The sequence below is a fragment of the Streptomyces sp. NPDC012935 genome, assembly GCF_042900345.1.
Lineage (GTDB): Bacteria > Actinomycetota > Actinomycetes > Streptomycetales > Streptomycetaceae > Streptomyces.
In genome coordinates this window covers 185,306-205,920 of sequence record NZ_JBIBBC010000016.1, presented here as the reverse complement: position 1 = coordinate 205,920, position 20,615 = coordinate 185,306, and the positions used below count along the sequence as shown (strand labels likewise).

At 69.6% G+C, this 20,615-nt stretch carries 21 protein-coding genes; 11 read left to right on the top strand and 10 right to left on the bottom strand.

All coding sequences use genetic code 11. From position 1 onward, the window contains the following. Positions 1 to 46: 46 nt before the first annotated feature. Positions 47 to 568: a YceI family protein gene (locus ACFY5C_RS31860; protein WP_389450707.1), complete on the bottom strand. Its 522-nt coding sequence runs from the start codon at positions 566 to 568 to the stop codon at positions 47 to 49. A 112-nt stretch (positions 569 to 680) separates the two neighbouring features. On the opposite strand from ACFY5C_RS31860, the gene ACFY5C_RS31855 reads away from it, so the two are divergent. The 3 genes from ACFY5C_RS31855 (at position 681) to ACFY5C_RS31845 (ending at position 5,181) form a co-directional block, all read left to right on the top strand. Then, a complete protein-coding gene (locus tag ACFY5C_RS31855) occupies positions 681 to 1,163 on the top strand; it encodes a MarR family winged helix-turn-helix transcriptional regulator (RefSeq protein ID WP_389450703.1) in 483 nt (160 codons plus the stop codon). Positions 1,164 to 1,275: 112 nt separating this feature from the next. Then, positions 1,276 to 4,434: an FAD-binding and (Fe-S)-binding domain-containing protein gene (locus tag ACFY5C_RS31850; RefSeq protein ID WP_389450700.1), complete on the top strand. Its 3,159-nt coding sequence runs from the start codon at positions 1,276 to 1,278 to the stop codon at positions 4,432 to 4,434. 267 nt (positions 4,435 to 4,701) lie between these two features. Next, entirely contained in the window at positions 4,702 to 5,181 is a 480-nt protein-coding gene (locus ACFY5C_RS31845; protein ID WP_389450697.1) for a DUF6174 domain-containing protein, read from the top strand. Between the two features lie 118 nt (positions 5,182 to 5,299). Here the strand turns inward: ACFY5C_RS31845 and ACFY5C_RS31840 are convergent, their stop codons facing one another. From ACFY5C_RS31840 to ACFY5C_RS31800, 9 genes are all read right to left on the bottom strand, one after another. Continuing rightward, positions 5,300 to 5,725 carry a lasso peptide biosynthesis B2 protein gene (locus ACFY5C_RS31840; RefSeq protein ID WP_389450694.1) on the bottom strand — a complete coding sequence of 142 codons (426 nt, stop codon included), beginning with the start codon at positions 5,723 to 5,725 and terminating at the stop codon, positions 5,300 to 5,302. After that, positions 5,725 to 5,985: a lasso peptide biosynthesis PqqD family chaperone gene (locus ACFY5C_RS31835; RefSeq protein ID WP_389450691.1), complete on the bottom strand. Its 261-nt coding sequence runs from the start codon at positions 5,983 to 5,985 to the stop codon at positions 5,725 to 5,727. The genes ACFY5C_RS31840 and ACFY5C_RS31835 overlap by 1 nt, the downstream gene beginning before the upstream one ends. Continuing rightward, positions 5,976 to 7,805 (bottom strand): asparagine synthase-related protein, encoded by a 1,830-nt coding sequence (locus ACFY5C_RS31830; protein ID WP_389450689.1) that lies wholly within the window; start codon positions 7,803 to 7,805, stop codon positions 5,976 to 5,978. The genes ACFY5C_RS31835 and ACFY5C_RS31830 overlap by 10 nt, the downstream gene beginning before the upstream one ends. Before the next feature lie 3 nt (positions 7,806 to 7,808). Continuing rightward, complete coding sequence (locus ACFY5C_RS31825; protein WP_389450686.1) at positions 7,809 to 7,946, bottom strand: lasso RiPP family leader peptide-containing protein; 138 nt, start codon at positions 7,944 to 7,946, stop codon at positions 7,809 to 7,811. Between the two features lie 222 nt (positions 7,947 to 8,168). Then, complete coding sequence (locus tag ACFY5C_RS31820) at positions 8,169 to 9,155, bottom strand: hypothetical protein (protein WP_389450683.1); 987 nt, start codon at positions 9,153 to 9,155, stop codon at positions 8,169 to 8,171. A 121-nt stretch (positions 9,156 to 9,276) separates the two neighbouring features. Further along, positions 9,277 to 9,819 carry a dCTP deaminase gene (gene dcd, locus ACFY5C_RS31815; RefSeq protein WP_389450681.1) on the bottom strand — a complete coding sequence of 181 codons (543 nt, stop codon included), beginning with the start codon at positions 9,817 to 9,819 and terminating at the stop codon, positions 9,277 to 9,279. A gap of 142 nt (positions 9,820 to 9,961) precedes the next feature. Further along, positions 9,962 to 10,897 carry a phosphotransferase gene (locus tag ACFY5C_RS31810; protein WP_389450679.1) on the bottom strand — a complete coding sequence of 312 codons (936 nt, stop codon included), beginning with the start codon at positions 10,895 to 10,897 and terminating at the stop codon, positions 9,962 to 9,964. A 109-nt stretch (positions 10,898 to 11,006) separates the two neighbouring features. Further along, on the bottom strand, positions 11,007 to 11,621 hold the full coding sequence (locus tag ACFY5C_RS31805; protein WP_389450677.1) for a hypothetical protein: 615 nt from the start codon (positions 11,619 to 11,621) through the stop codon (positions 11,007 to 11,009). 10 nt (positions 11,622 to 11,631) lie between these two features. Further along, entirely contained in the window at positions 11,632 to 12,525 is an 894-nt protein-coding gene (locus tag ACFY5C_RS31800; RefSeq protein WP_389450674.1) for a class I SAM-dependent methyltransferase, read from the bottom strand. Between the two features lie 708 nt (positions 12,526 to 13,233). On the opposite strand from ACFY5C_RS31800, the gene ACFY5C_RS31795 reads away from it, so the two are divergent. The 8 genes from ACFY5C_RS31795 (at position 13,234) to ACFY5C_RS31760 (ending at position 20,599) form a co-directional block, all read left to right on the top strand. After that, positions 13,234 to 14,478, top strand: a complete 1,245-nt coding sequence (locus ACFY5C_RS31795; protein WP_389450671.1) for a hypothetical protein — start codon at positions 13,234 to 13,236, stop codon at positions 14,476 to 14,478. A gap of 518 nt (positions 14,479 to 14,996) precedes the next feature. Continuing rightward, on the top strand, positions 14,997 to 15,545 hold the full coding sequence (locus tag ACFY5C_RS31790; protein WP_389450668.1) for a deoxycytidine deaminase: 549 nt from the start codon (positions 14,997 to 14,999) through the stop codon (positions 15,543 to 15,545). After that, positions 15,542 to 16,069: a dCTP deaminase gene (dcd, locus tag ACFY5C_RS31785; RefSeq protein WP_389450664.1), complete on the top strand. Its 528-nt coding sequence runs from the start codon at positions 15,542 to 15,544 to the stop codon at positions 16,067 to 16,069. Before ACFY5C_RS31790 ends, dcd (ACFY5C_RS31785) begins: the two co-directional genes overlap by 4 nt. Before the next feature lie 179 nt (positions 16,070 to 16,248). Continuing rightward, positions 16,249 to 17,346 (top strand): NUDIX domain-containing protein, encoded by a 1,098-nt coding sequence (locus ACFY5C_RS31780; RefSeq protein ID WP_389450661.1) that lies wholly within the window; start codon positions 16,249 to 16,251, stop codon positions 17,344 to 17,346. A gap of 5 nt (positions 17,347 to 17,351) precedes the next feature. Then, entirely contained in the window at positions 17,352 to 18,251 is a 900-nt protein-coding gene (locus ACFY5C_RS31775) for an ATP-binding cassette domain-containing protein (RefSeq protein WP_389450658.1), read from the top strand. Next, the gene (locus ACFY5C_RS31770; protein WP_389450655.1) at positions 18,251 to 19,042 is read left to right on the top strand and encodes an ABC transporter permease; all 792 of its coding nucleotides are present in this window, start codon (positions 18,251 to 18,253) and stop codon (positions 19,040 to 19,042) included. Before ACFY5C_RS31775 ends, ACFY5C_RS31770 begins: the two co-directional genes overlap by 1 nt. Continuing rightward, positions 19,039 to 20,016: a hypothetical protein gene (locus ACFY5C_RS31765; RefSeq protein ID WP_389450652.1), complete on the top strand. Its 978-nt coding sequence runs from the start codon at positions 19,039 to 19,041 to the stop codon at positions 20,014 to 20,016. Before ACFY5C_RS31770 ends, ACFY5C_RS31765 begins: the two co-directional genes overlap by 4 nt. Beyond that, entirely contained in the window at positions 20,009 to 20,599 is a 591-nt protein-coding gene (locus ACFY5C_RS31760) for a hypothetical protein (protein WP_389450649.1), read from the top strand. The genes ACFY5C_RS31765 and ACFY5C_RS31760 overlap by 8 nt, the downstream gene beginning before the upstream one ends. Positions 20,600 to 20,615: the final 16 nt, after the last annotated feature.

The following is a 20,615-nucleotide window of genomic DNA, read 5'->3' as shown; positions in this document are numbered from 1 at the left end:
GCTGCGGCCTTCACGGCCGTCCCGCAGACGCTGCCGAGCGCCGGCGTCAGGCTGCGGCCGTGGTCCGCGTGAAGCGGAGCGTGGTGGCGATCGTCGTCAGGCCGCGCATCATGCCGAGCTGGTTCCAGCTCATGCCGAAGTGCTCGCGGTCCACGGTGAACTCGGCGTCCAGGGTGAGCGGACCGTCGTCGGCGCCGACGAGGCGGCCGGTGAAGGAACTGGGCCTGCTGATGCCACGGACGGTGAGCTGACCGACCACGTGCACGCCGTCGCCGTCGCGCAGCTCGGCGCTGCGGACCGCGAAGGTGATCTCGGGGTGGTCGGCGGCATCGAGGAAGTCGGCGGAGCGCAGGTGTTCGTCGCGCTTGGCGTTGCGGGTGTCCAGGGAGGCGGCGTCCACGGTGATCGTGCCGACGGCGGAGCCGTCGGGTCGCACCTCGCCGTTGCCACTGACGGCGGCGAAGGCGCCCTTCACGGTGACCAGGCCCCAGAACGTCCTGTGCCGGACGGCGACGGTGGAGGTGGTGCTGTCGAGCTGCCAGGTTCCGGTTTCGACGGCGACGGTCATGATCTCTCACTCCTGATCATCGGGACTCTGCGGCCCGGAAGCCATAGTCCAAATTTGGATGACATCACGCTAGCCGATACTCCAAATTTGAACAACAGCTACACTCGAATCCATGGCCGACCTCCCCGACTGCCCCTCCGCCTCCGGCGACGGACTCCTGCCCGCCGAGCTGCACGCCTGGATGCTGATGCTGGCCGCGACGGGGGCCGTCGAGCAGGAGCTGCGCTCCGTCGTCAAGGAGCGGCTGGACGTCTCTCACGACGAGTTCCTGGTCCTGTGCCTGCTCGCCGCCGACCCCGGTCAGGCCCTGCGCATGACGCGGATCGCCGAGCTCCTGGGCCGCCCCAAGACCCGGCTCACCTACCAGATCGCCTGCCTCCAGCACTCCGGCCTCGTCACCCGCAAGTCGGTGTGCGGCGACAAGCGGGGCGTCGAGGTCGTCCTCACCGAGAAGGCACGGGGCCTGCTCAAGGAGGCCTCCGAGGTCCTCGCCGAGACGGTCAAGGAGGCGCTGGCACGGTTCATGGGTCCCACCCAGCGCGAGGCGATGTGCGCGCTGATGCCCGACTTCGCCGCGGAGGCGACGCCGGAGTAGTCCCGGGCGGTCGCCGAGTCATCGGGGGTGCGGCTGCGGGTACGTCGCCGAGTCATCGGGGGTGCGGTTGCGGGTACCCGGCGGTCCCCGCTACCGCACCGAGGAGGGGTTCATGGGCATCTCGGACCTGCCCGCACCCGTCGTACGACGCGACACAGCGCCCCCGCGCGACCCGGCCGCCCTGGAGGCCGCGCTGCGTGACCGCGTCGACGGGGAGGTCCGTTTCGACGCCGGGAGCCGGGCCGCGTACTCCACCGACGCCTCGAACTACCGCCGGACACCGATCGGCGTGGTCGTACCGCACACCCCCGAGGCGGCAGCGGAGGCGGTGGCCGTCGCACGGGAGCACGACGCGCCCGTACTGTCGCGGGGCGGCGGGACCAGCCTCGCCGGGCAGTGCACCAACACGGCCGTCGTCATCGACTGGTCGAAGTACTGCACGGGCCTGGAGTCCGTCGACGTCGAGGCCCGCACCTGTGTCGTCCAGCCCGGGATCGTCCTCGACGAGCTCAACCGGCAACTCGCCCCGACACAGCTGCGCTTCGGCCCCGAGCCCGCCACCCACGCCAACTGCACGATCGGCGGCATGATCGGCAACAACTCCTGCGGCGCCACCGCGCAGGCGCACGGCAAGGTCGTCGACAACATCGCCCGCCTGGAAGTGCTCCTGTACGACGGCACCCGCTTCTGGTGCGGGGAGACGAGCGACGAGGAGTACGCCGGGATCGAGCGGTACGGCGATCTCCGGGCCGCCGCCTACCGGCAGCTGCGTGCCCTGCGCGACACCTACGCCGACGACATCCGCCGCCGCTTCCCGCGGATCCCCCGCCGGGTCTCCGGCTACAACCTCGACTCCCTCCTCCCCGAGCACGGCTTCGACGTCGCCGGGCTGCTGGTCGGCAGCGAGTCGACGCTGGTCACCGTCCTGCGGGCGGAGCTGAAGCTGGTGCCGGTGGTGAAGGAACGCACGCTGGTGGTGCTGGGGTTCGGTGACATCGCGCTCGCCGCGGACGCCGTGCCGGAGATCCTGCCGTACGAGCCCATGGCTCTGGAGGGCGTCGACGGCCATCTGATCCACGACGAACGGCTCAAGCACCTCAACCAGCAGGCTCTCGGCCAAATGCCGGAGGGAAACGCCTACTTGATGGTGCAGTTCGGCGGCGAGACCGTCGAGGAGGCCGACGAGCGGGCGCACCGGATGCTGGACGGGCTGCACGAGAGCGAGCACGACGCCGAGGTCGCCTTCCTCGACGACCCCGCCCACGAGGAGCAGCTCTGGCAGGTACGCGAAGCCGGCCTCGGAGCCACCGCGCACATCCCCGGCCATCCCGACACCTGGGAGGGCTGGGAGGATTCGGCGGTGCCGCCGGAGCGGCTCGGCGAGTATCTGCGGCGGCTGCGGGGCCTGTTCGAGGAGTTCGGGTACGAGACCGACACCGGGCCCAGCCTCTACGGCCACTTCGGGCAGGGATGCGTGCACACGCGGATCCCCTTCGACCTGTACACGGATCGGGGGGTGGCCGACTACCGCCGCTTCATGGAACGGGCGGCCGATCTCGTGGTGGAGTTCGGCGGCTCCTTCTCCGGTGAGCACGGGGACGGTCAGAGCCGGGGCGAGCTGCTGCCGCGGATGTTCGGGGAGGAGCTGGTCGAGGCGTTCGGGCGGCTCAAGGGCATCTTCGACCCGGGCGACCGGATGAACCCCGGCAAGGTCGTGGCGCCGTACCGGCTCGACGAGGACCTGCGCCTCGGCGGCGACTGGGCGCCGTACGACCCCCGCGACCTGCACTTCCGCTTCCCGCACGACGGCGGGTCGTTCGCGGAGGCGGCCAACCGGTGCGTGGGCGTGGGCAAGTGCCGTCGCCCGGACACCGAGGGCGGCACGGTGATGTGCCCGTCGTACCAGGTCACGCGGGAGGAGGAGCACTCCACGCGGGGCCGGGCGCGGCTGCTGTTCGAGATGCTCGACGGGCACGGCGACGGCCCGATCCTCGACGGCTGGCGTTCGCAGGCGGTCAAGGACGCGCTCGACCTGTGCCTGGCCTGCAAGGGGTGCAGGAGCGACTGTCCGGCCGATGTCGACATGGCGACCTACAAGGCCGAGTTCCTGTCCCACCACTACGCGGGACGGCCCTGGCGCAGGCCGCGCTCCGATCTTTCGATGGGCTGGCTGCCGGTCGCCGCCCGTGCCGTGGTCGGCGCCGGACTCGGCCCGGTGGTGAATGCCTTCACACACACGCCACCGCTGTCCCGGGCTGCGGTGGCGGTGGCCGGGGTGGCGGACCGTGAAGTGCCGCTGTTCGCACGGCAGTCGCTGCAGCGGTGGTTCGCCCGGCGCGAGCCGGACATCTCCGCCGCCACCGGGCAGCGCGGGACGGTGCTGCTGTGGCCGGACACGTTCACCAACTTCTTCCATCCGCACGTCGGCCAGGCGGCAGTGGAGCTGCTGGAGCACGCGGGCTGGCGCGTCACCATGCCCACCGAGCCGCTGTGCTGCGGCCTGACGTGGATCTCCACCGGTCAGCTGGGCGTTGCCGAACGCGTCCTGACCCGCACCGTCCGCCACTTGGCCGGCCATCTCCGCGAGGGCGGTCTGGTGGTCGGCATGGAGCCGAGCTGTACGGCGGTGTTCCGCTCGGACGCGGCCGAGCTGTTCCCCGGCGACCGGGACGTGCGGCGGCTGGCGGAACAGACGGTCACCCTGGCCGAGTTGCTCACCGAGCACAGCCCGGGATACGAGCCACGGCGGGTACCCGACCGCAGCGCCCGAGTCCTGAGCCAGGTGCACTGCCACCAGCACGCGGTATTGGGCTGGGAGGCCGACGAGAAGCTGTTGCGTGGTGCCGGGGTCGACGTCGAGCGCCTGGAATCCGGCTGCTGCGGCCTGGCGGGCAACTTCGGCTTCGAGCGCGGTCACTTGGAAGTCAGCCAGGCCTGCGCGGAACGCGTCCTGCTGCCGCGGCTGCGGGCGGAGGACACCGGCACCGTGGTCCTCGCGGACGGCTTCAGCTGCCGCACCCAGATCCACGAGTTCGACAGCGGCGGCCACGAAGCCGTCCATCTGGCGGAACTGCTGGCGTCGGCGCTGCCCGGAGCCGGGTCCGGGTCGGCGTCCGAGGTGGCGAGGAGTGCGTACGGGGTCGCGCCGGGGGCCCGGCCGACGCCTCCGGGGCGCCGGGCGCGGGCTCTGGCGCTCGCTTCGGCCGGTTTGGCGGCGGGCGGGCTGGCTGCGGGGGTCGTTCGGTCGGTGCGGGGGCTGCTGCGGCCGTGACAGGGATGGGGCGGTGGACGGCGGAGGGAGGCCCGGCTGCTGGGACGGCTCGCGCCCACTGTTCCGAGACGGCGGATGGCAGCCGTGCAGCGCTGATCCAGCGGACGAGAAGGGCACGTCCAAAGAACACAGAGGCGACCGACGGTCGCCATGACGGGGCGAGCCGGGAACGCGTCGGGGGCGGTGAGCACCGCCCCAGTCACTGCGCCGAACGTTCCTCAGCGGGCCGGCGTCATAGCGGTAGCCGCCTTCGAAGGGACTGCCGCCATGACCGCCGTATCCCGGCCCACCCGCGCCGTGTTCAGTGCCTCACTGATCGCAGGGCTGCTCTGCACGGTCGCCGCGTGCGGCGCCGAGCCGGCGAGGAGCACGTCGGCTCACAGTCGGACCACCTGGCAGGAGCCCGCCTCCTACACCTACACGCTTCACTCCAGCGAGGGAGAGCGGACTCTGATCGGCGCCTTCCGCATAACCGTCCGCGACGGCGCCGTGGTCAGGACGGTCGGCCTCGACGACAGCGGCCGACAGGTGGCCAAGGACATCCCCGACGCGGTCCCCACCATGGGGGAACTACTGGAGGAACTGGAGCAGGCACGACGGGACGACGCGGACGCGGCCGAGGCACAGTACGCGGCTGACGGGCATCCGGTGCGGATCTCACTGGACTGGGAGAAGGACGCGATCGATGACGAGGCGCTCTATGTCATCAGCGCCTACCGGCCGGCCGACTCCCCGGGCCCTTCGTAGCGGGCCGGTGCGGGTGATGAACTCCTGCCGTACCACCTGCGCCACGTCGTGGCGAGCGAGGGGCCGAGGATGAGACCAGGGGCGTCCTCCGGGCCGTCGAAGCGGTACCGGAGGGTGCTCAGCGCGGCTCGGTCACCGGAGAGATCCTCATCAGGGGGCGATAGTGGCCGGCCGGAAAGGGCTCCCCAACGGGTTCGCCATCGACCTCGATCCATGCGTGGGCCTCGAAGGGGCTGGTGCGAACCCCGGTGCACCACGTCGGCCACACGCCGCGGCTTCGGCACAGAAGGGCTGCCGCTATGGAGCGTTGCAGGCATCCTTGGCCCGCGCACCGCAGGCTGACCGACACGACCGCTCGTCGGGCATCCAGCGCCTGGTCCGGCGCTGCAGGGCCGGCGCCTCGGCGCACAAACTCCAGAACCCGGCGCAAGCGAGCCGGTCTGAGACCGGCGAGCAGACGGGCCACGCCCACCGCGAGCAGGGGAGCGACACGGCGATGAGGCGGCAAGCTGTCCCTGTCCGGCAGGGCCACGGGCGCGCTCATCAGACCTCCCGCAGCAATTGTGCCGCCCGCAGTCCGTCCACCAGCGCGGAGACGTCGCGCCGGGCATCCGCGAGGTCGGCCCGGTGCCGGTCGACAAGCGCGTCCGCGGTCTGCTCGGGCGAATCGCCGTCGAGCAGACCGCGTAGAACGAGGACACCGGTGTTGTTGAGCTGCCAATAGCGGCCGGTGCGTTGGTGAAGCAGGACCGCGCCGTCGTCGGTCACGGCCATGGTGACGTCGGGGTGAAGCCTCAAGGGCATCCTTGTCTCCAACGGGTCAGTGGTTGTCGTCCGGCAGCGTGGGCCCATGTCTCACAGCCGATGAGCTGTTCCATGGCGATGTCCCTGGAGATGTCCGCGTGCGGTGCCAGGAAGTGACTGCGCACGGCTTCGGTGGAGATCAGTCCCATGTCGGCCAGGGCCGAGTCGGAGAAGAGATCCAGCAGTGCGCCGAGATTGCGCTGCCGCCCGATCCGCACATCGGCACTGAAGTCGCCCTTCGTCGTGCGGTCGAGCACGACGTCCGGCACAAGTCCGCGCATGGACGCGGCGAGCAGGGGCTTGTACCGCCAGGGCGTGATCCTGTCCTGGAGACGTACGGCCAAGGCCGCCTCCACGACACGGTCGTCGAGGTACGGCAGACGCAGGTGGACACCTGCCTCGTCGAACAGACGGGCCACCTGCCGGTACGCCGGCGCAGTAGTCCGTAGCGCGGCGAGGAACTGGTGCTGGCCGCGGTCCCGCGCGAAGGGCTGAACATCGTCAGCTGTGTCTCGAAGGGCTTGCCGGGCCAGGTCCAGGGCGTCGTCGGTGGCCCAGGCCGGAGCTCTCAGGGAAGCAAGTCCCCAGTCCAGGGACGGAGTGCGGCGAGGCGGCGCCGGCCATGTCAGCTCCTCGGCCTGCCGAAGCCACCAGCCTGCCACGCCGCCCTGTCGTACCAGTTGCCTGAGTGTTCCGCCCAGCGGCCAGCGGTTCAGGGCCCGGTGGCCCCTCAAGTGCCGTACGGCCACCAGAGGGTGACGGCGCGCGAGGCGGTGCAGATAGCCGGGGAACCGGCTGAAGAGCTCGTCAGCTCCGTGCCCGGCGACGTGCCATACGGAGCCATGCTCATGGAGCAGGCGTGCCGTGTAACGCATGCGCGCCAGGGTGCGGGTGTACAGATAGGGCCGCTCGGTGTCCACAGCGGCTCCGGCATCGGTGAAAATCGGAGGCAGCTCGTCCTGAGCCACCACGAGATGACGCGCCTCAGGAAGCGCGTGCGCGGCCTGCGCGGCGAAGTAGGCGTCGTCGTTGCCGGCCTCGGCCTCGGACCATCTGAACGTCAGCAGGTCGGGTGTGTGCCGCGCGGCCAGGAAGCAGAGAGACGTCGAGTCCATACCGCCCGAGAGATCCGCACTGAGCGCTCCGTCCCCGGTGTGCCGGTCCTCCATCGCAGTGACGAGCGCGTCTGTGAGGTTCGACGCTCCTTCCGCGAGCGTCAGTTCGGGCTCCGGCGGGCGCCACCACCGCGCCTCGCGCGCACCGCGAGGTTCCAGCAGCAGGCAATGGTCGTGCGACACCACCGTCACGCCTGACCAGACACTCTTGTCCGCGAGCGGAGGCGGAAGCATTCCGCCGCAGACGACCCGGGCCGCCAGGACGCGTTCGTCGATGCTCGCCTCGGTCATCGTGGCGAGCACATCGGCCCGGTCGGCGGCGATCGGCAGCTCCCCCAGGCGTGCGTGGAAGACCTGACGCAGGCCGGACAGGCTGCCCTGAACCCGTATCACGCCGCCGACTGCGGCAACCAGGTGGAAACTGCCCGGCAGCGCCGTCGCGAGGGTGTCCACATCGGCCGGCGTCCGGACCCGTCGGCAGAGGTCCGTGAGGCGGTCGGTGGTGACCGGGCAGAACCCGATCACCACCACCCGCACCGAACCTGCCGTCGCCTCGCGGATCTCGTCGAGCCCCCAGTTCCCCACCACCCAGGGGCGACCTGACGGGTGGGGTATCAGCCGGGGAGCGTCGAAGGGAAACAGCTCATCCGGAAGTGCTGTATCCGACGTCTCCGGAAGGACGACGAACCCGGTGCGGTACGACATGTCTCAGACGTGCTGGCCGATGATGTCCGTGTACCGGCTGCCGAACCCGAGCGTGTCCTCGGAGAACTCGCCCACTGCCACCAACGCCGGCGGCTCGTAGCTCTCGGCCTCCGGCACGTCGATCGTCGTGTCGTTGTCCATGGATTCCTCCTCATAGATGGATGAGCCCTCGGCTCAAGGGCTCACTGCCGCACGGCGTCGGGCGCTGATCGTGGCCTTGTCGAGCCGGCGATCACGTCCGCCACCGTGCGGAGCTCTTGAGTTCCTCATCGGGCAGCTCGACCTGGAAGGCCGGGCCCGGGCAGCCTGACCGGCCGGTGTGGTCTCGCGTGCGGTCCCGTCGTCTGCGCTGTCCGGGGGAGGTCACCTGATCGGGCTGGCGGCGTCGGCGGTGTCGAGGAGAAGAGCGGTTGCCTTGTGCAGCTCCCCCATGTTCTGGGTGAGCCGGTAGCAAGGGACCTGGTCGGCGAGTCGTCGCAGGAGTTGGGTGCGGCGAGCGGAGTCCGTGCGGGGGTACCAGGCGGCCAGGTACGGGTCGTACTTTGTCGCGCCTTCCTCGATGTGCTCGCTCACCGCCCGGTGGGCCTCCTGCGCGGTCAGCCGGGTGATGACCGGCCCGTCGGTGTCGGAGGTGAACCCGGGGAGGACGACCATGTCGAGCCCGCACTCGGGCACCAGGGACCGCCCGGTGACGCGGGCGAGTTCGGCGCAGCGCACCCAGACGGAGCCGGGCAGTTGAGCGCCGGCGTCGGAGCGGATGGCGTCGAGGGTGTGGTGGCGGCCGGGGAAGGTGTTGGTCGGGTGGCTCGTGTCGGACAGCAGCGTCGAGAGGGCGGGGGCCGTCCGGGCCAGCGCCAGGAGGGCGTCGGTGCGCACGTTCACCGTGCGCGGGGATCCGTAGCCGGTGAGCGCGGTGGCGAGGTCGTCGGCGTCCGTCAGTACGAGGTCGTCGTTGGAGACGAAGTCGGCGCCACCGCTGAGCAGGGCGCTGAGGATGCTGGAGGTCTTCCCGGAGCGCTTGTGGCCGAGAAAGGCGATGCCCGTGCCGGCGGCACGGACCAGGCCGCCGTGCAGGAAGAGGTCGCCTCGCTCGTAGGCCTGCCAGCGCAGCAAGTACCGTACCGAGCGCACGAGTTGTTGCACGGTCCAGTCGTTGCCCTCGTCCAGCAGGGCTATCTGCCGGTTGGCGTCGTCGACCCACACCACGCGGTCCGGTTCGTACTCCGACCGCAGGGCGATGCGGCGCCAGGCGTCCCCGGTCGGTGGGGAGTCGCTCACCTGAACATGCGGCGCCGACCCCGGTCCTTCGGCGGGCGTCACGGCGATGTACGGCGAGACCAACTCCGCCATGCCGGCGCTGACTTCAGCGGATGCGCTTACGCGGACGGTGTTACCGCGGACAGACGCGATCACCTTTCGGTCACCGCTCATGGACCAATGTCCCTTCGTCGGACGGGAGCTGTTCGGTCGTTCATCCGGTGGCCGGCAGTGACTGCCAGAACGGGTCCCGGAAGATCATCGACTTCCTCGGGCCTTTGGACCCCTGGTACTTCCCGGAGTACAGGGTGATGTCGCCCTGCGGCTTCCAGAAGGTCATCTGGGCGATGCGCATGCCCGGATAGACCTTGAGGGGCAAGGTGGAGAACAGCTGGAACGTGGTGGTGCCGATCGAGCCGATGTCGATCAGATCGGCGGTGACGTGGATGAACAGGCCGGCGCGCGCGGTACTGGACTTCGCGTGCACCATGGGCACGTATTCCGTGCTACCGACTATCTCGCGCGAGGAGCCGAGGCAGAAGCCGAGCGGTTCGAGGAGAAGGCCTGTGGAGGGGATGGTGATCTCCTCGACGTCCTGCTCCTCCCTGGGGTCGATGACCGGGTTGCGATAGCGCAGGATGGTGTTGTCGAGCGTCAGATCGATGCTGTTGGGGTTGAGGTGCTCGGGGTCGAAAGGAGTGACAGTGATGACGTCGCTTTCGACCTGCCGTCTGATCTCTGGGCCACTGAGGATCACTGCAACTCTCGCATCGCCGTTGGGGACCTGGTGAGTGTTCGGCGGCATGGGGCGGTGACGGCGCCCGTACCGGCCGACGGTGGACGGACCGTTGAGGATGACACCGCCGAAGACGGCTCCCGCGACGGTCCGTGCGGCGGGTTTACATGACCACGGGCATGATCTCGGACTCCACCAGATTCCGGAAATCGGTGTCCAGCAAAACCGTCGATCCCCACTTCGGCCATTCACGCTGACGCTCGGGCTCGCGCACCGCGTAGAAGGAGAGAATTCCGAGTAGTCCCCACAGCTCGAAGTGCGGGACCATCTCGGCGTCTTCCTGGCAGAGCGTCGCCGTCGCGGTGGTGAGGAACTCTTTGTGCAGCGGGCTGTTCCGCAGGTGCAGACTGACGGCTCCGACCGCGTGAGCGGGTGTGGACAGTCCGGCGATGGGCACGTTGAGCACGCGGAGACGACCGCCCGGCTCCACGATCCAGTTCTTGAGATTGGCGTCGGCCGAGATGACCCTGGGCGGGACGGGGTTGCGAGCGGCCGCTGCCGCGAATCCGCCGTCCAGCCATCGGTCCACCGCGGCAGCTACGGAAGTGCCCTCGTAGAAGTGGCGCGCCCTGTTCCAGTAGCGCCGCCCGTAGTACTCCACGAATTCCCGGTGAGTCGCCATGGAACTGGCGCCCCGCTTGTAGAGTCCGAAACCCTCGTACAGCTGTGGCAGATGGGCGCACGCGCGGACGTAGTCACATAGTTGGCCGGCGATATCGGCGTCGGGGAGAGGCCCGCCACCCCCCAGTTCGTCCGCGAGGTTCCGTCCCTCGACGTACTCACAGAACAGCGCGTCGAACGGGTCGCCTCGGTCGGCCTCGAAGACCCGCAGGACTCGCTGCACCGGAATGTGACGGCTCAGCTCCTCGTTCACGCGGGCGAGATAACTCAGCGGGATGTCCGTGTCCGTCACATGCTTGACGACGACCTGGCCGGCCTCCGGCGAAGAAACCAGGAAGACAGGGTTGTTCGTATCGCTGAGTTGCGTGACGTGGGCCTGGGGAAATTCACTGTCGAGAAACTGCCGGAATGTACCCATATGTATTCCTGTTCCAGCTTTCGTGTCCGCGGGTAGCATTCTTCCCGGATCCCTGCCCGACCTGTCCGGCGCGGCGTACCGACCTCAAGGGGTCGGGCAAGGAGTCGGATCACTTCCGGTCGGACGAGGGCGCCGCCGCATCGTTTCGCTGATCGACCAACACTTTACCGAGAGCGGTCACCTGCTCTTCGAGATGTTCCAGACTGCCGTCGTTGACCAACTGGAAGTCCGGAACCACCGCTTCGCCCCCGAGTTCGGTCGAGTGGTCGTCCTGACCCGCCGTCTTGTCACCGCGATGTGCCTTGCGCGCACGGCGCAGGGACTCGGGCGCGGAGACGCGGATGAGCTGAAACTCCCTGGTGGACAGTCCGTCGAGATCGGCTGGGCGGGCATCGTCGCACAGCAGGACGTCGATCTCCGCCAGCGCGGGACTGTCGCATCTGCGGGCGAAGTCCGCCACCAGGAAACCGGGGTCGATCCGACGGAAGTGAGAACCGAGGAAATTCAGCAACGCACCATCCTGCTGCCCAGGTGCCAGGTCGGTGCCGAGCCGCTCGTAAAACGCATGCTGTACGTCATAGAGCGGCTCGGCAAGCCTCACCACGGCGACCTTGAGGCCTGCGTCCTCAAGTGCGGGAGTGAGAAGGGAGACCGTAGTCGACTTCCCGGCACCCGGCAGCCCGAAGAGCGCGACCCTCAGCGGAGCGTTGTGGGCGAGCGTCATGACGGCTCGCTCACTTCCGGCAGACGAACACCGAGACCTGCTTGCTGATCTCGAAGTACCCGACCTCGGAGATCTCCTTGGCGACGGCCTCTTCCACGGCCTTGTACAGTTCGTCGATCATGGACTGCGGGGTGGACTCGTTGGCGTGCGCCCGCACGCCGAGCAGGCGATGTCCATTGGAGTAGAAGTCCATGAACTGCTCTGCCTTGTCGAAGCGAAGCGAGTCGACGTAGGGCTTCTCCTCGACACTGGAGAAGGCACGGCGCAGGAACTCCGGCGCGTTGTCCAGCGTCATCAGACCGCGTCGCCCGCGAGGCAGCTTTTCGATGAAGTCGCTCGGGAAGCCCACACGCTTCATCATCTCGAAGTGGAGGTTGTACATCTCGGGCATCGAGTGCTTGGCCTCGATGCTGACGATCGCATGCCCCTCCGGGGACAGGACCCGAGCTATCTCGCCGCACACGCGGTCGGGGTCCTCGATGTAGTGGAAGATGTAGTTGGCCATGACCCGGTCGAGTTCGCCGTCGCGGAACATCGAGAGGTCTTCCGCCTTGCCCTCGCGGAATTCCACGGGAATCCAGGCGACGTTGACGTTGCGCTTGGCGAGTTCGAGCATGTCCGGGGAGATGTCGACCGCCGTGACCTTCGCGCCGTAGCGGAGCCGGCTCACGACGTCGCGGAGGATGAATCCGTTTCCGCAGCCCAAGTCGAGCAGCGTTTCCCGCCCGGTGAGTGCCAGGCAGCTGAGGAGGTGGTCGATGTGGGCCTGACTGTTCGTCCGGAACACGGAGTGCGTCATCTGCTGAGTGGCCAGGGCAACATTGTTGCCGAAATGCACGCGGATGTACTCGCGCCCGAAGTCGAACTGTGCCGACTGCGCTGCGTCCGTCAATCCCTGGGTCATGCTACCTCCATCGATCTGCATATCCGGTTTCCGTAACGCGGTCAGATCGAAGCATGAGCCGATCTGATGCACAAGAGTTTGTGTTTTGGGAGAGGGCCGTTTCATGAACGGTGTAACTCCCGTGCGGAGAACCACGGTTGCTGATTGACGGGGGCGAGCCCGAACTGGAAGGCCCGAACAAGGCACACGAAAGCCGACCGCGGCCGGGCGGACGCCTTGTTCGACTTAATCGAACGTGTCTCGCCGGCTCCGTGGGCCGGTCCCGCGAACTCGCGCGGACTCCCCCGCCTCTCGGCCGTCGGCGACGTACCCGTACAAGTCGTGGAGACCAAGGCGACTGCGCCGCCGGCCACCGGCGGACGGAGTCCCGTCCCTGCCGGGCACGATCGCCCTCCTTGCACCCCTTTCGTTCGACGTCACTCTCGTCCCGCGCATCGACGATTCACCCGGCGGAGCGGAGAACAGGCTGTTCAAGAAGGTGCGCTCAGGCCGAGCCCCGGCAGCCTCACCGTCGGCCCTTCTTCCTCGCGTCCTCGGCCCGAACCCCGACCACCCCGCCCCGGTGCCCAGCCTTGATCGGGAATTGGTTGACGCCCTTGTCGGCGTTGCGTTTGCATGAACGCTCCTTCTCCCTTTCACCTCGTGGCCATCGCTCGCGCGGGGTCCGATGTGGTAGGGGCAAAGGGCGCTGCAGAAGGGGGATTTGGAGTGGACGAGCGACGGGCAGGGCCGAACTCGTTAGGAAGTACGGCGGGACGGGACACCCGCCACATCACCAAGGCCGTCGGCCGCGAGACGGTTCTGCAGAAGGCTGCGGAACCCGGGACCCGGGAGCGGCGCGTGGTGCCGCGCGTTCCCGCGCAACGCGGCGATCGGCAGACGGGCACCCAGGCGGTCTCACGGACCGCCACCGGATCGGAGCCGGACGCCGGCACGGAGACCGCACGAGACGTGGACTCGGGTTCCGCGTACGTGACCGTGGCACAGTTCGTCCGGGCACGACGGGCCGACCTCGCAGAACGGGCCGCGAGCAGGGTCCCCGTCTCCCGCCTTCGATCCGCCGACTCACCGCGGCTGAAGGGCGAGGACCTGGCGTACGCCCGGCAACTCGCCGAGAGCGGCGTGGTGTTCCCGCCGATCCTGGTGCACCGGCCCACGATGCGGGTCATCGACGGAATGCACCGGCTGCGTGCCACCGTGCTGCGCGGCCAGGAGCACGTGGACGTGCACTTCTTCGACGGGTGCCAGGACAGCCTGTTCGCCCTTTCGGTCGGGCTCAACGCAGCCAACGGCAGGCCGCTCAGCCGCGCCGACCGCACCGCTGCCGCCGCCCGGCTGCTGGTCTCCCACCCCCAGTGGTCGGACCGGCACGTGGCCGAACTGACGGGGCTCGCACCTGGCACGGTGGCATCGCTGCGTACAACTGAAGACATCGAACAGTTGAACTCCAGGGTCGGCAAGGACGGACGCACCCGTCCCGTCGACGCCGCCCGTGGCCGCATCGACGCCCAGCGGATCATCGTCAGCCGTCCCGCCAGCACGTTACGGGAGATCGCCAAGGCGGCCGGGATAAGCGTGGCCACCGCCAAGGACGTGCGGGATCGAGTGCGGCAGGGCGAGGACCCGCTGCCGCCCCGGCTGCGGGCCGCCGCAGCGCCGGAGCCCGTCAGGACGGCTGCGGCCGAGACGCCACGGCCGAGCGCCACCGGCCGCGTCGACGTTCAACTGCCGGCGATTGAGGCAAAGTTGTTGAGTCTCTCTCGGGACCCCTCAATGCGAACGGACGCCGGACGCCTCCTGCTCCAGCTCCTGCGCGGTCATCTGCTGGAGGACGAGCAGAAGCGGCGCTGGCTGATGGAGCGCGTGCCGGAACACTGCCGGGCCGCTGTCGCCGTGGCTGCGCGCACTTGTGCGGAGCAGTGGCTGCGCTTTGCCGCAGAGATCGAGGCGTGATCCGCCACAGGAGAATACTGGCGCCCTGGTTTTGCCGATAGCGCCGTTCGAAGCGAACGATAGAGGAAAGGGTTCGTGCCGCCAACAGCGGTACGAACCCTTTCTGTTGTGCCCGCTCACGTGGCCGACGCCGCCGGGAGTGTTCACCCCGGACTCAACAGGCGTGTCAATTCAAGGGGTTGGGTGCTAGCGTTCCGAATCCCGAGGCCGGGCGTCAGCACGGAATCAGGGAATCCATTGTATTGGGACGAGGACACTCTGCGCGGCGTCGCCAGGGTGCGCGCGCCGAAGAGGGCGACAGCCTGCGTCCGGTAAGGATTACTCCCGGAGAAACCCGGCGGCGAGAACCAGAATATCCCCGCCCCACGGAGTGAAGGGAGTGGATGGCTATCCCGCCAGAAGGCCGTTCGAGGCACTGATGAGGAATGCATGACGCAGCAGACCGAAGACGCAGCCGATACGCAGGTATTCAGCTTCGCACTGGATGACAGGCCCCTACTGGACGAGCCGGAGGGACGATGATCCTCACTGGTTCAGCCATTCGCGAAGCGGTTCGCGACGGCGATGTGATCATCGAGCCGTTCGACGACAGCCGAGTCAACCCCAACAGCTACAACTACCGCCTCGGACCGGAGATCTATCGCGTCGTGGGCGAAGGGGGTGCGCTGGATCCGTCGCCGGCCGCCCGCGAACGACTCGAACCGGTCGACGGCCGGTTCCTGCTTCGCAAGGGCGAGTTCTATCTGGGCCACACGATGGAACGGATCGGCAGCACACGCTATGTCACCTCACTCATCGGACGCAGTTCGATCGGCCGTCTCGGGCTGTTCGTGCAGCTCTCCGCCGACCTGGGGCACTGCGGCGCCGTGCACCGCTGGACGTTGGAACTGCTGCCCGCCATGGACATCTACGTCTACCCCGGGCAGGTACTCGGCCAGGTCTCGTTCTGGGCCATCACCGGTCACCTCTACGCCTACGAGGGGTGGTACGGGCAGCACGACCGCCCGATGCCGTCCAAGCTCCACGCCGGTGTCGCGCCCCCCTCACAGATGCGAGAGTCGCGTTGATCCTCAGCGGCCACGAGATCCAGCGGCAGATCGAGCTGGGCGCCATCACCGCCAAGCCGTTCGACCCCCAGCTCATCAACCCCAACAGCATCGACCTCACCCTCGATGACACCGTCCTGCGCTACCGCGACACGGTCATCGACCCGCGTACGGAACCGGAGGTGGTCGAGGAGAAGATCCCTCACGAGGGGCTCTTCCTGGAGCCGATGAGCTTCTGCCTCGGCTCGTCGCGGGAGATCGTCGGCAGCACCGAGTTCGTGCCCATGGTGCACGCGAAGTCCAGCACGGCGCGGGCCGGCCTCTTCGTGCACGTGACCGCCGACCTGATCGACATCGGATCGATCGGCACCATCACCTTCCAGCTGTTCTCCACCGTGGGCTTGCGGGTCTACCCCGGGATGCGGCTCGGCCAGATGACGTTCTGGCGGTTGAAGGGCGAGAAGACGCTGTACTCGGGCAGGTACCAGGGTTCCCGCGGTCCGCGCAAGTCCGAGATCTTCCGGGACCGTTCTTGGGAGACATGAGGCGATGACCGAACCGCGGCCCGGCACCGACCCGCGGGGAGCGGCCGGGCGCGGGCCGCGCCCGGTCCACGTCCGCGGGCTGACCCGACCGGGTGCTGTGGGCCGATGACGCCCGCCGACGCACCACCGGCGCCGGACATACCGTCCCGCGCGCGCCATGGCAGACAGCTGGAGCGGAAGTGACAGGTAGTTCTCACCCAGACCGGGCAACCGGCGTACCCGGAACGTACGGCACGGCGGCCCGGGCCGCTGTGCTGGTCACCGACGGCGAGGGCAGGGTGCTGCTGGTGCGTACGGGCGACGACGAGCCGTCGAGCCGTTGGGGGCTGCCCTGCGCGGAGGTGGCGGCGGGCGAGACCCCGGTCACGGCCGCCGAGCGCGCGATGGAGGCCGCGACCGGACTGATCCCCCGGCTCGGCGGGCTGCTGGTCGTCGACTGGGTCCTCGCCCTCCCCGGAGCCCGGGGTGGCGTACCCGTGCACGTCTTCGACGCCGGCCGCCTCAGCGCCTCCGCCCTCCGCCGGGTGCACGCGGCACAGAGCGGGCCCCACACGGCCTTCGCCGCTCCGGCCGAGCTGGCCGCGTACGCGCCCGGAGCGGAATCCCTCCACACGGTCGCCGCGTTGGAGGCCCGGGCGGACGGCAACACCCGCGTCCTCGAGGACGGCCACGAGCCCGCCGCACGACGCGCGATGCGTGACTACGGCATCGTCCCCGCGGTGCACAGCGGCTCCGCCTGGGTCTGGCACGAGGGCCCCGTCCCCGCCGAACTGCCCGTCCAGCACGCCTGGGTGTGGGTCTTCGTCCCCGACGGACGCGTCGTCGTGTACCTCGACGCCCGGCATGAGACCGGTCTGCCCGGCGGCACGCTGGAGGACTTCGAGCACCGGGACGCGCGGGCCGCCGCGATCCGCGAGGTTCGTGAGGAGACGCAGATCGAGATCGGCGAGCCGGTCCATCTCGGCTACCTCGTGGACAGCCGCCCCGGGCACGCCCCGGTGGCCCGTGTGCGGATGGCCGCCGCCGCCACCTTCGTGGGCCCCTCCGCGCCCGACCCCGCCACCGGCACCGTGCACCGGCGCCTGCTCGTCCCGCCCGCGCTCGTCGCCGACGTGTGCGGCTGGGGGCCGAGCGCGCGCCGCCAGACCACGACTGCCGTCGAGGCCGCCGCGAGGTTCGGCGTCAAGCCCGCCGACGAGACCGCCCCGGTCACCGAGATTCCCGCTGACGGCTACGGCGCACTCCCGGCCGGGGCCCCGGTCGAAGGGCTCGGATGAGCGCCATGCCCGTACTCGACGTGCGCGGACTCACCGCCGCCTATGGACCGCACCAAGCCCTGCGAGGGGTCTCACTGACGATCGAAGCCGGGCAGGTGCTCGGCCTGCTCGGGCCCAACGGCGCGGGCAAGACCACGCTGATGGACGCCGTGGTCGGCAAGGTCAGGCCGACGGGCGGCTCGGTCACGGTCTGCGGCTACGACGTGGCGCGGCAGCCTCGTGCCGTCCGCGCCCGCACCGGCTACGCCGAACAGGACCTCGCGGTCTTCCCGACCCTCACCGTGCGTCAGAACGTCACCAGCTGGGCGGCGCTGGGCGGTCTCCGGCGCCGCGCGAGAGCCGCCGCGGTGGACTCCGCGCTCGCTGCCATGCTGCTCGACGGCGTGGCCGACCGGCAGGTGCGGGAACTCTCCGGCGGACAGCGCCGCCGTGTGCACTGTGCGATGGCCACGGTGTGCCACCCGCCGCTGCTGCTCCTGGACGAGCCCACCGTGGGCGTCGATCCCGCCACTCGGCGGGCGGTGCTGGAGCACGTCCGCGCCCTGGCGGCCGAGGGGACCGCCGTCTGCTACTCGACGCACTACCTGCCGGAGGTGGAGGCGCTCGGTGCTGACGTGGTGCTCCTCAAGGACGGTGCGACCGCTGCCCACGGTGGCGTCACCGAACTCCTCGACCGCTTCGGCAGGACCGTCGTCGAGCTACGGCTGCGGGAGGCCGGCGGCGATGACGCGGCAGGTTCGCAGAGCGGCGAGCGCAACGTCTCGGTCGCTGTCGACTCCGCCGCCGAGCTGCCCGCCGTCCTGCAGGGCCTGCAGGACGACCTCGGTCGGTTGACCGGTCTCGAAATCCGCAGGCCCACCCTCGACGAGGTCTTCGACCGGATCGTCACGCAGGAGGTGCACTGATGCCGCACGACCTCCGCACGCTCGGCGTGATCGTCGCCCACGAGTGGCGGATACAGCGCCGCGACTGGGTACCGCAGCTGATCCTCACCGTGATGCCGCTGGTGCTCATGGCGTTCCTGATGCCCCTGTACCGGCAGGCCATGGCAGCCACCGCAGGCCCGTCCGGACAGGGCGCGGACGCCGGGGCCGCCCAGGCCGTGCCGGGACTGTCGGTGATGTTCTCGATGTTCCTCGTCTCGCACGTCGGCATGACCTTCTTCCGCGATCACGGCTGGAACACCTGGAGCCGCTACCGCTCCACGGCCGTGCCCGTGCCGCTGCTCGTGCTCGGCAAGACCGTCGTGCCGCTGTGCGTGCTGGTGGCCCAGATGACAGTGCTGCTGTTCACCGGCTGGCTGCTGTTCGGGCTGCGGATCAGGGGCTCGCTGATCGCCCTCGCACTGGTGGTGCTGGCGTTCGCGCTGTGCCTGGCCGCGCTGGGCGTGCTCGGGTTCGCCGCCTGCCGAACCGTCGTGCAGATGACATCGCTGGCGAACGTGGCCGCGCTGACCATGGCCGGGCTCGGCGGGGCCCTCGTCCCCCGCGAACTGCTGCCCGACTGGGCCGTCCCGCTGGCGCCGGCCACTCCCGCGTACTGGGCCGTGCGCGCCATGCGCCAGATTCTCCAGGACGGCGCGGGCCTCGGCGGGGTGGCGGGCGCCCTGGGAGCGCTGCTCTTGTTCGCAGCCGGACTGGGAGGCCTGGCCGCCGTGCTGCTCAAACCGGACCACAGAAAGGTGTCATGGGCGTGAGGGGCATACCCGAAATCAGTGTCGAGCAGGCGCTCAAGGTCGTCGGACTCAGCCGGCCGGAGATCCTGGACCTCGGCGGAAGCGTGCTGACCGCGGGACCGGCCCACCTCGTCGGCTCGCTCGCGGGCGGACTGGGCAACCGGGGCAGCGACGTCGACATCCACATGCTGGTGGACGGCATCGACAAGCCCACACCCGCGTACCTGTTCTTCGCCGGGGACACCCCCGTCGACATCGAGCACTACCCGGCGGCCATGCCGGCCGGGCTGGTACAGACCGCGCGGGCGTACCCCACCGCCGAGCTCCCGCTCGGCCGTGTGAGCCTCGCCCCTGCACCCGGCAGACGCACCCGCCGTACCGCGGCCCGCTGGCTCAACTCGCTGCCGCTGTACGACGGCCAGCCGCCGGTGTTCACCCCTGAGGAGGCCGCGGCCGTACTGCCCATGGTGGTGCGGGCCGCCCTCGACCAGCTGCTCCAGGTCTGGGCGGCCGCCCGGCTCGCCGAGCGCGTCGAGGACGGCGCGCAGACCGCGCGCTACCTGTACCGGCGAGCCGGCCGCGAGCTGCTGGAGCTTCGCTGCCGTGCCCAGGGGGACGTGCTGACCAGCGAGAAATGGCTGCCCAGCAGGGCCGCCCGGCTGGGCCACACCCCCGGCCAGGTCCGCCGCCACTGGACGGTCTCCAGTGAGGCGGAGCTGGCCGCGCTGCTCGACGGCACGGGCCTGGAGGACTGGGACCCCTGGCAGCTGACCGCCGTGCGGGCCGAGCCGGAGCGACGCGAACTGCGGCTCGGCCGCGAGCGGTTCGCGCTCACGCGGCACGGCAGGGTCGTCGCGGACGCCGTCACCGCCGAGGGCCCGCTGCACGAGGTCGTCGAGACGTTGCCACCGCACAGGCTGCTGCACACGCTGCGCAACGCCGAACTGGTCCTGGAAGTCTCCGCCGACGCGGCACGGGAGGTCCTCGATGTCTGATCCGCGCGCCACCGCCTTCACCGAGGCCGACGGCACCGAAATGGCCTGGGCGAGAGCCCGGGACGCCGCCGCGCGCACCGACGCGGACCCGTACACCGGCGGTACCGACCTGACCTGGCTGCTCACCCACGGAGCGGGCATGGCCTGGCAGTACGCCATGGCGGTCCAGACGTCCATCACCGATGTCGAGTCGGCCTTCCACGAAGGCGACTGGGCGACGTGCGTCGAGTCGTGCGCCGTCGCCCTGCGCGCCATCGTCTACTGCCACCAGGTCGGCGACGGCTGCGTGGGCCGCCCGAATCACGTCGAGCACCACCTCCACCTCGCCCTCGAAGACTCACCCGCCGCCCGTGCCCTGCGCGAGCTGCCGCCGTCGCCCGGGGCGACCCGTGCGGAGGCGGAGCAGGCGATGGCCGCGGTCCGCGAGCACGACGCGCTGCTGCGCGAGGCCATGCCGCTGACCGTCCCGGTCATCCGCACGGCCAACGGCTACTTTCCGACGGTCCGCATCGCGGGCGCGCTGGAGGAGCTGCGTGCCGAACACAGCCTCGGCCCGATGGACTGGGACCAATGGGGCATCTGAGCAACCCGAAAGGAAC

What these genes read in the sequence shown, in the direction of transcription:
- ACFY5C_RS31860 (WP_389450707.1), bottom strand. Translation starts at nt 568, where the DNA reads ATGACCGTCGCCGTCGAAACCGGAACCTGGCAGCTCGACAGCACCACC.
- ACFY5C_RS31855 (WP_389450703.1), top strand. Translation starts at nt 681, where the DNA reads ATGGCCGACCTCCCCGACTGCCCCTCCGCCTCCGGCGACGGACTCCTG.
- ACFY5C_RS31850 (WP_389450700.1), top strand. Translation starts at nt 1,276, where the DNA reads ATGGGCATCTCGGACCTGCCCGCACCCGTCGTACGACGCGACACAGCG.
- ACFY5C_RS31845 (WP_389450697.1), top strand. Translation starts at nt 4,702, where the DNA reads ATGACCGCCGTATCCCGGCCCACCCGCGCCGTGTTCAGTGCCTCACTG.
- ACFY5C_RS31840 (WP_389450694.1), bottom strand. Translation starts at nt 5,725, where the DNA reads ATGAGCGCGCCCGTGGCCCTGCCGGACAGGGACAGCTTGCCGCCTCAT.
- ACFY5C_RS31835 (WP_389450691.1), bottom strand. Translation starts at nt 5,985, where the DNA reads ATGCCCTTGAGGCTTCACCCCGACGTCACCATGGCCGTGACCGACGAC.
- ACFY5C_RS31830 (WP_389450689.1), bottom strand. Translation starts at nt 7,805, where the DNA reads ATGTCGTACCGCACCGGGTTCGTCGTCCTTCCGGAGACGTCGGATACA.
- ACFY5C_RS31825 (WP_389450686.1), bottom strand. Translation starts at nt 7,946, where the DNA reads ATGGACAACGACACGACGATCGACGTGCCGGAGGCCGAGAGCTACGAG.
- ACFY5C_RS31820 (WP_389450683.1), bottom strand. Translation starts at nt 9,155, where the DNA reads ATGGCGGAGTTGGTCTCGCCGTACATCGCCGTGACGCCCGCCGAAGGA.
- ACFY5C_RS31810 (WP_389450679.1), bottom strand. Translation starts at nt 10,897, where the DNA reads ATGGGTACATTCCGGCAGTTTCTCGACAGTGAATTTCCCCAGGCCCAC.
- ACFY5C_RS31805 (WP_389450677.1), bottom strand. Translation starts at nt 11,621, where the DNA reads ATGACGCTCGCCCACAACGCTCCGCTGAGGGTCGCGCTCTTCGGGCTG.
- ACFY5C_RS31800 (WP_389450674.1), bottom strand. Translation starts at nt 12,525, where the DNA reads ATGACCCAGGGATTGACGGACGCAGCGCAGTCGGCACAGTTCGACTTC.
- ACFY5C_RS31790 (WP_389450668.1), top strand. Translation starts at nt 14,997, where the DNA reads ATGATCCTCACTGGTTCAGCCATTCGCGAAGCGGTTCGCGACGGCGAT.
- ACFY5C_RS31775 (WP_389450658.1), top strand. Translation starts at nt 17,352, where the DNA reads ATGCCCGTACTCGACGTGCGCGGACTCACCGCCGCCTATGGACCGCAC.
- ACFY5C_RS31770 (WP_389450655.1), top strand. Translation starts at nt 18,251, where the DNA reads ATGCCGCACGACCTCCGCACGCTCGGCGTGATCGTCGCCCACGAGTGG.
- ACFY5C_RS31760 (WP_389450649.1), top strand. Translation starts at nt 20,009, where the DNA reads ATGTCTGATCCGCGCGCCACCGCCTTCACCGAGGCCGACGGCACCGAA.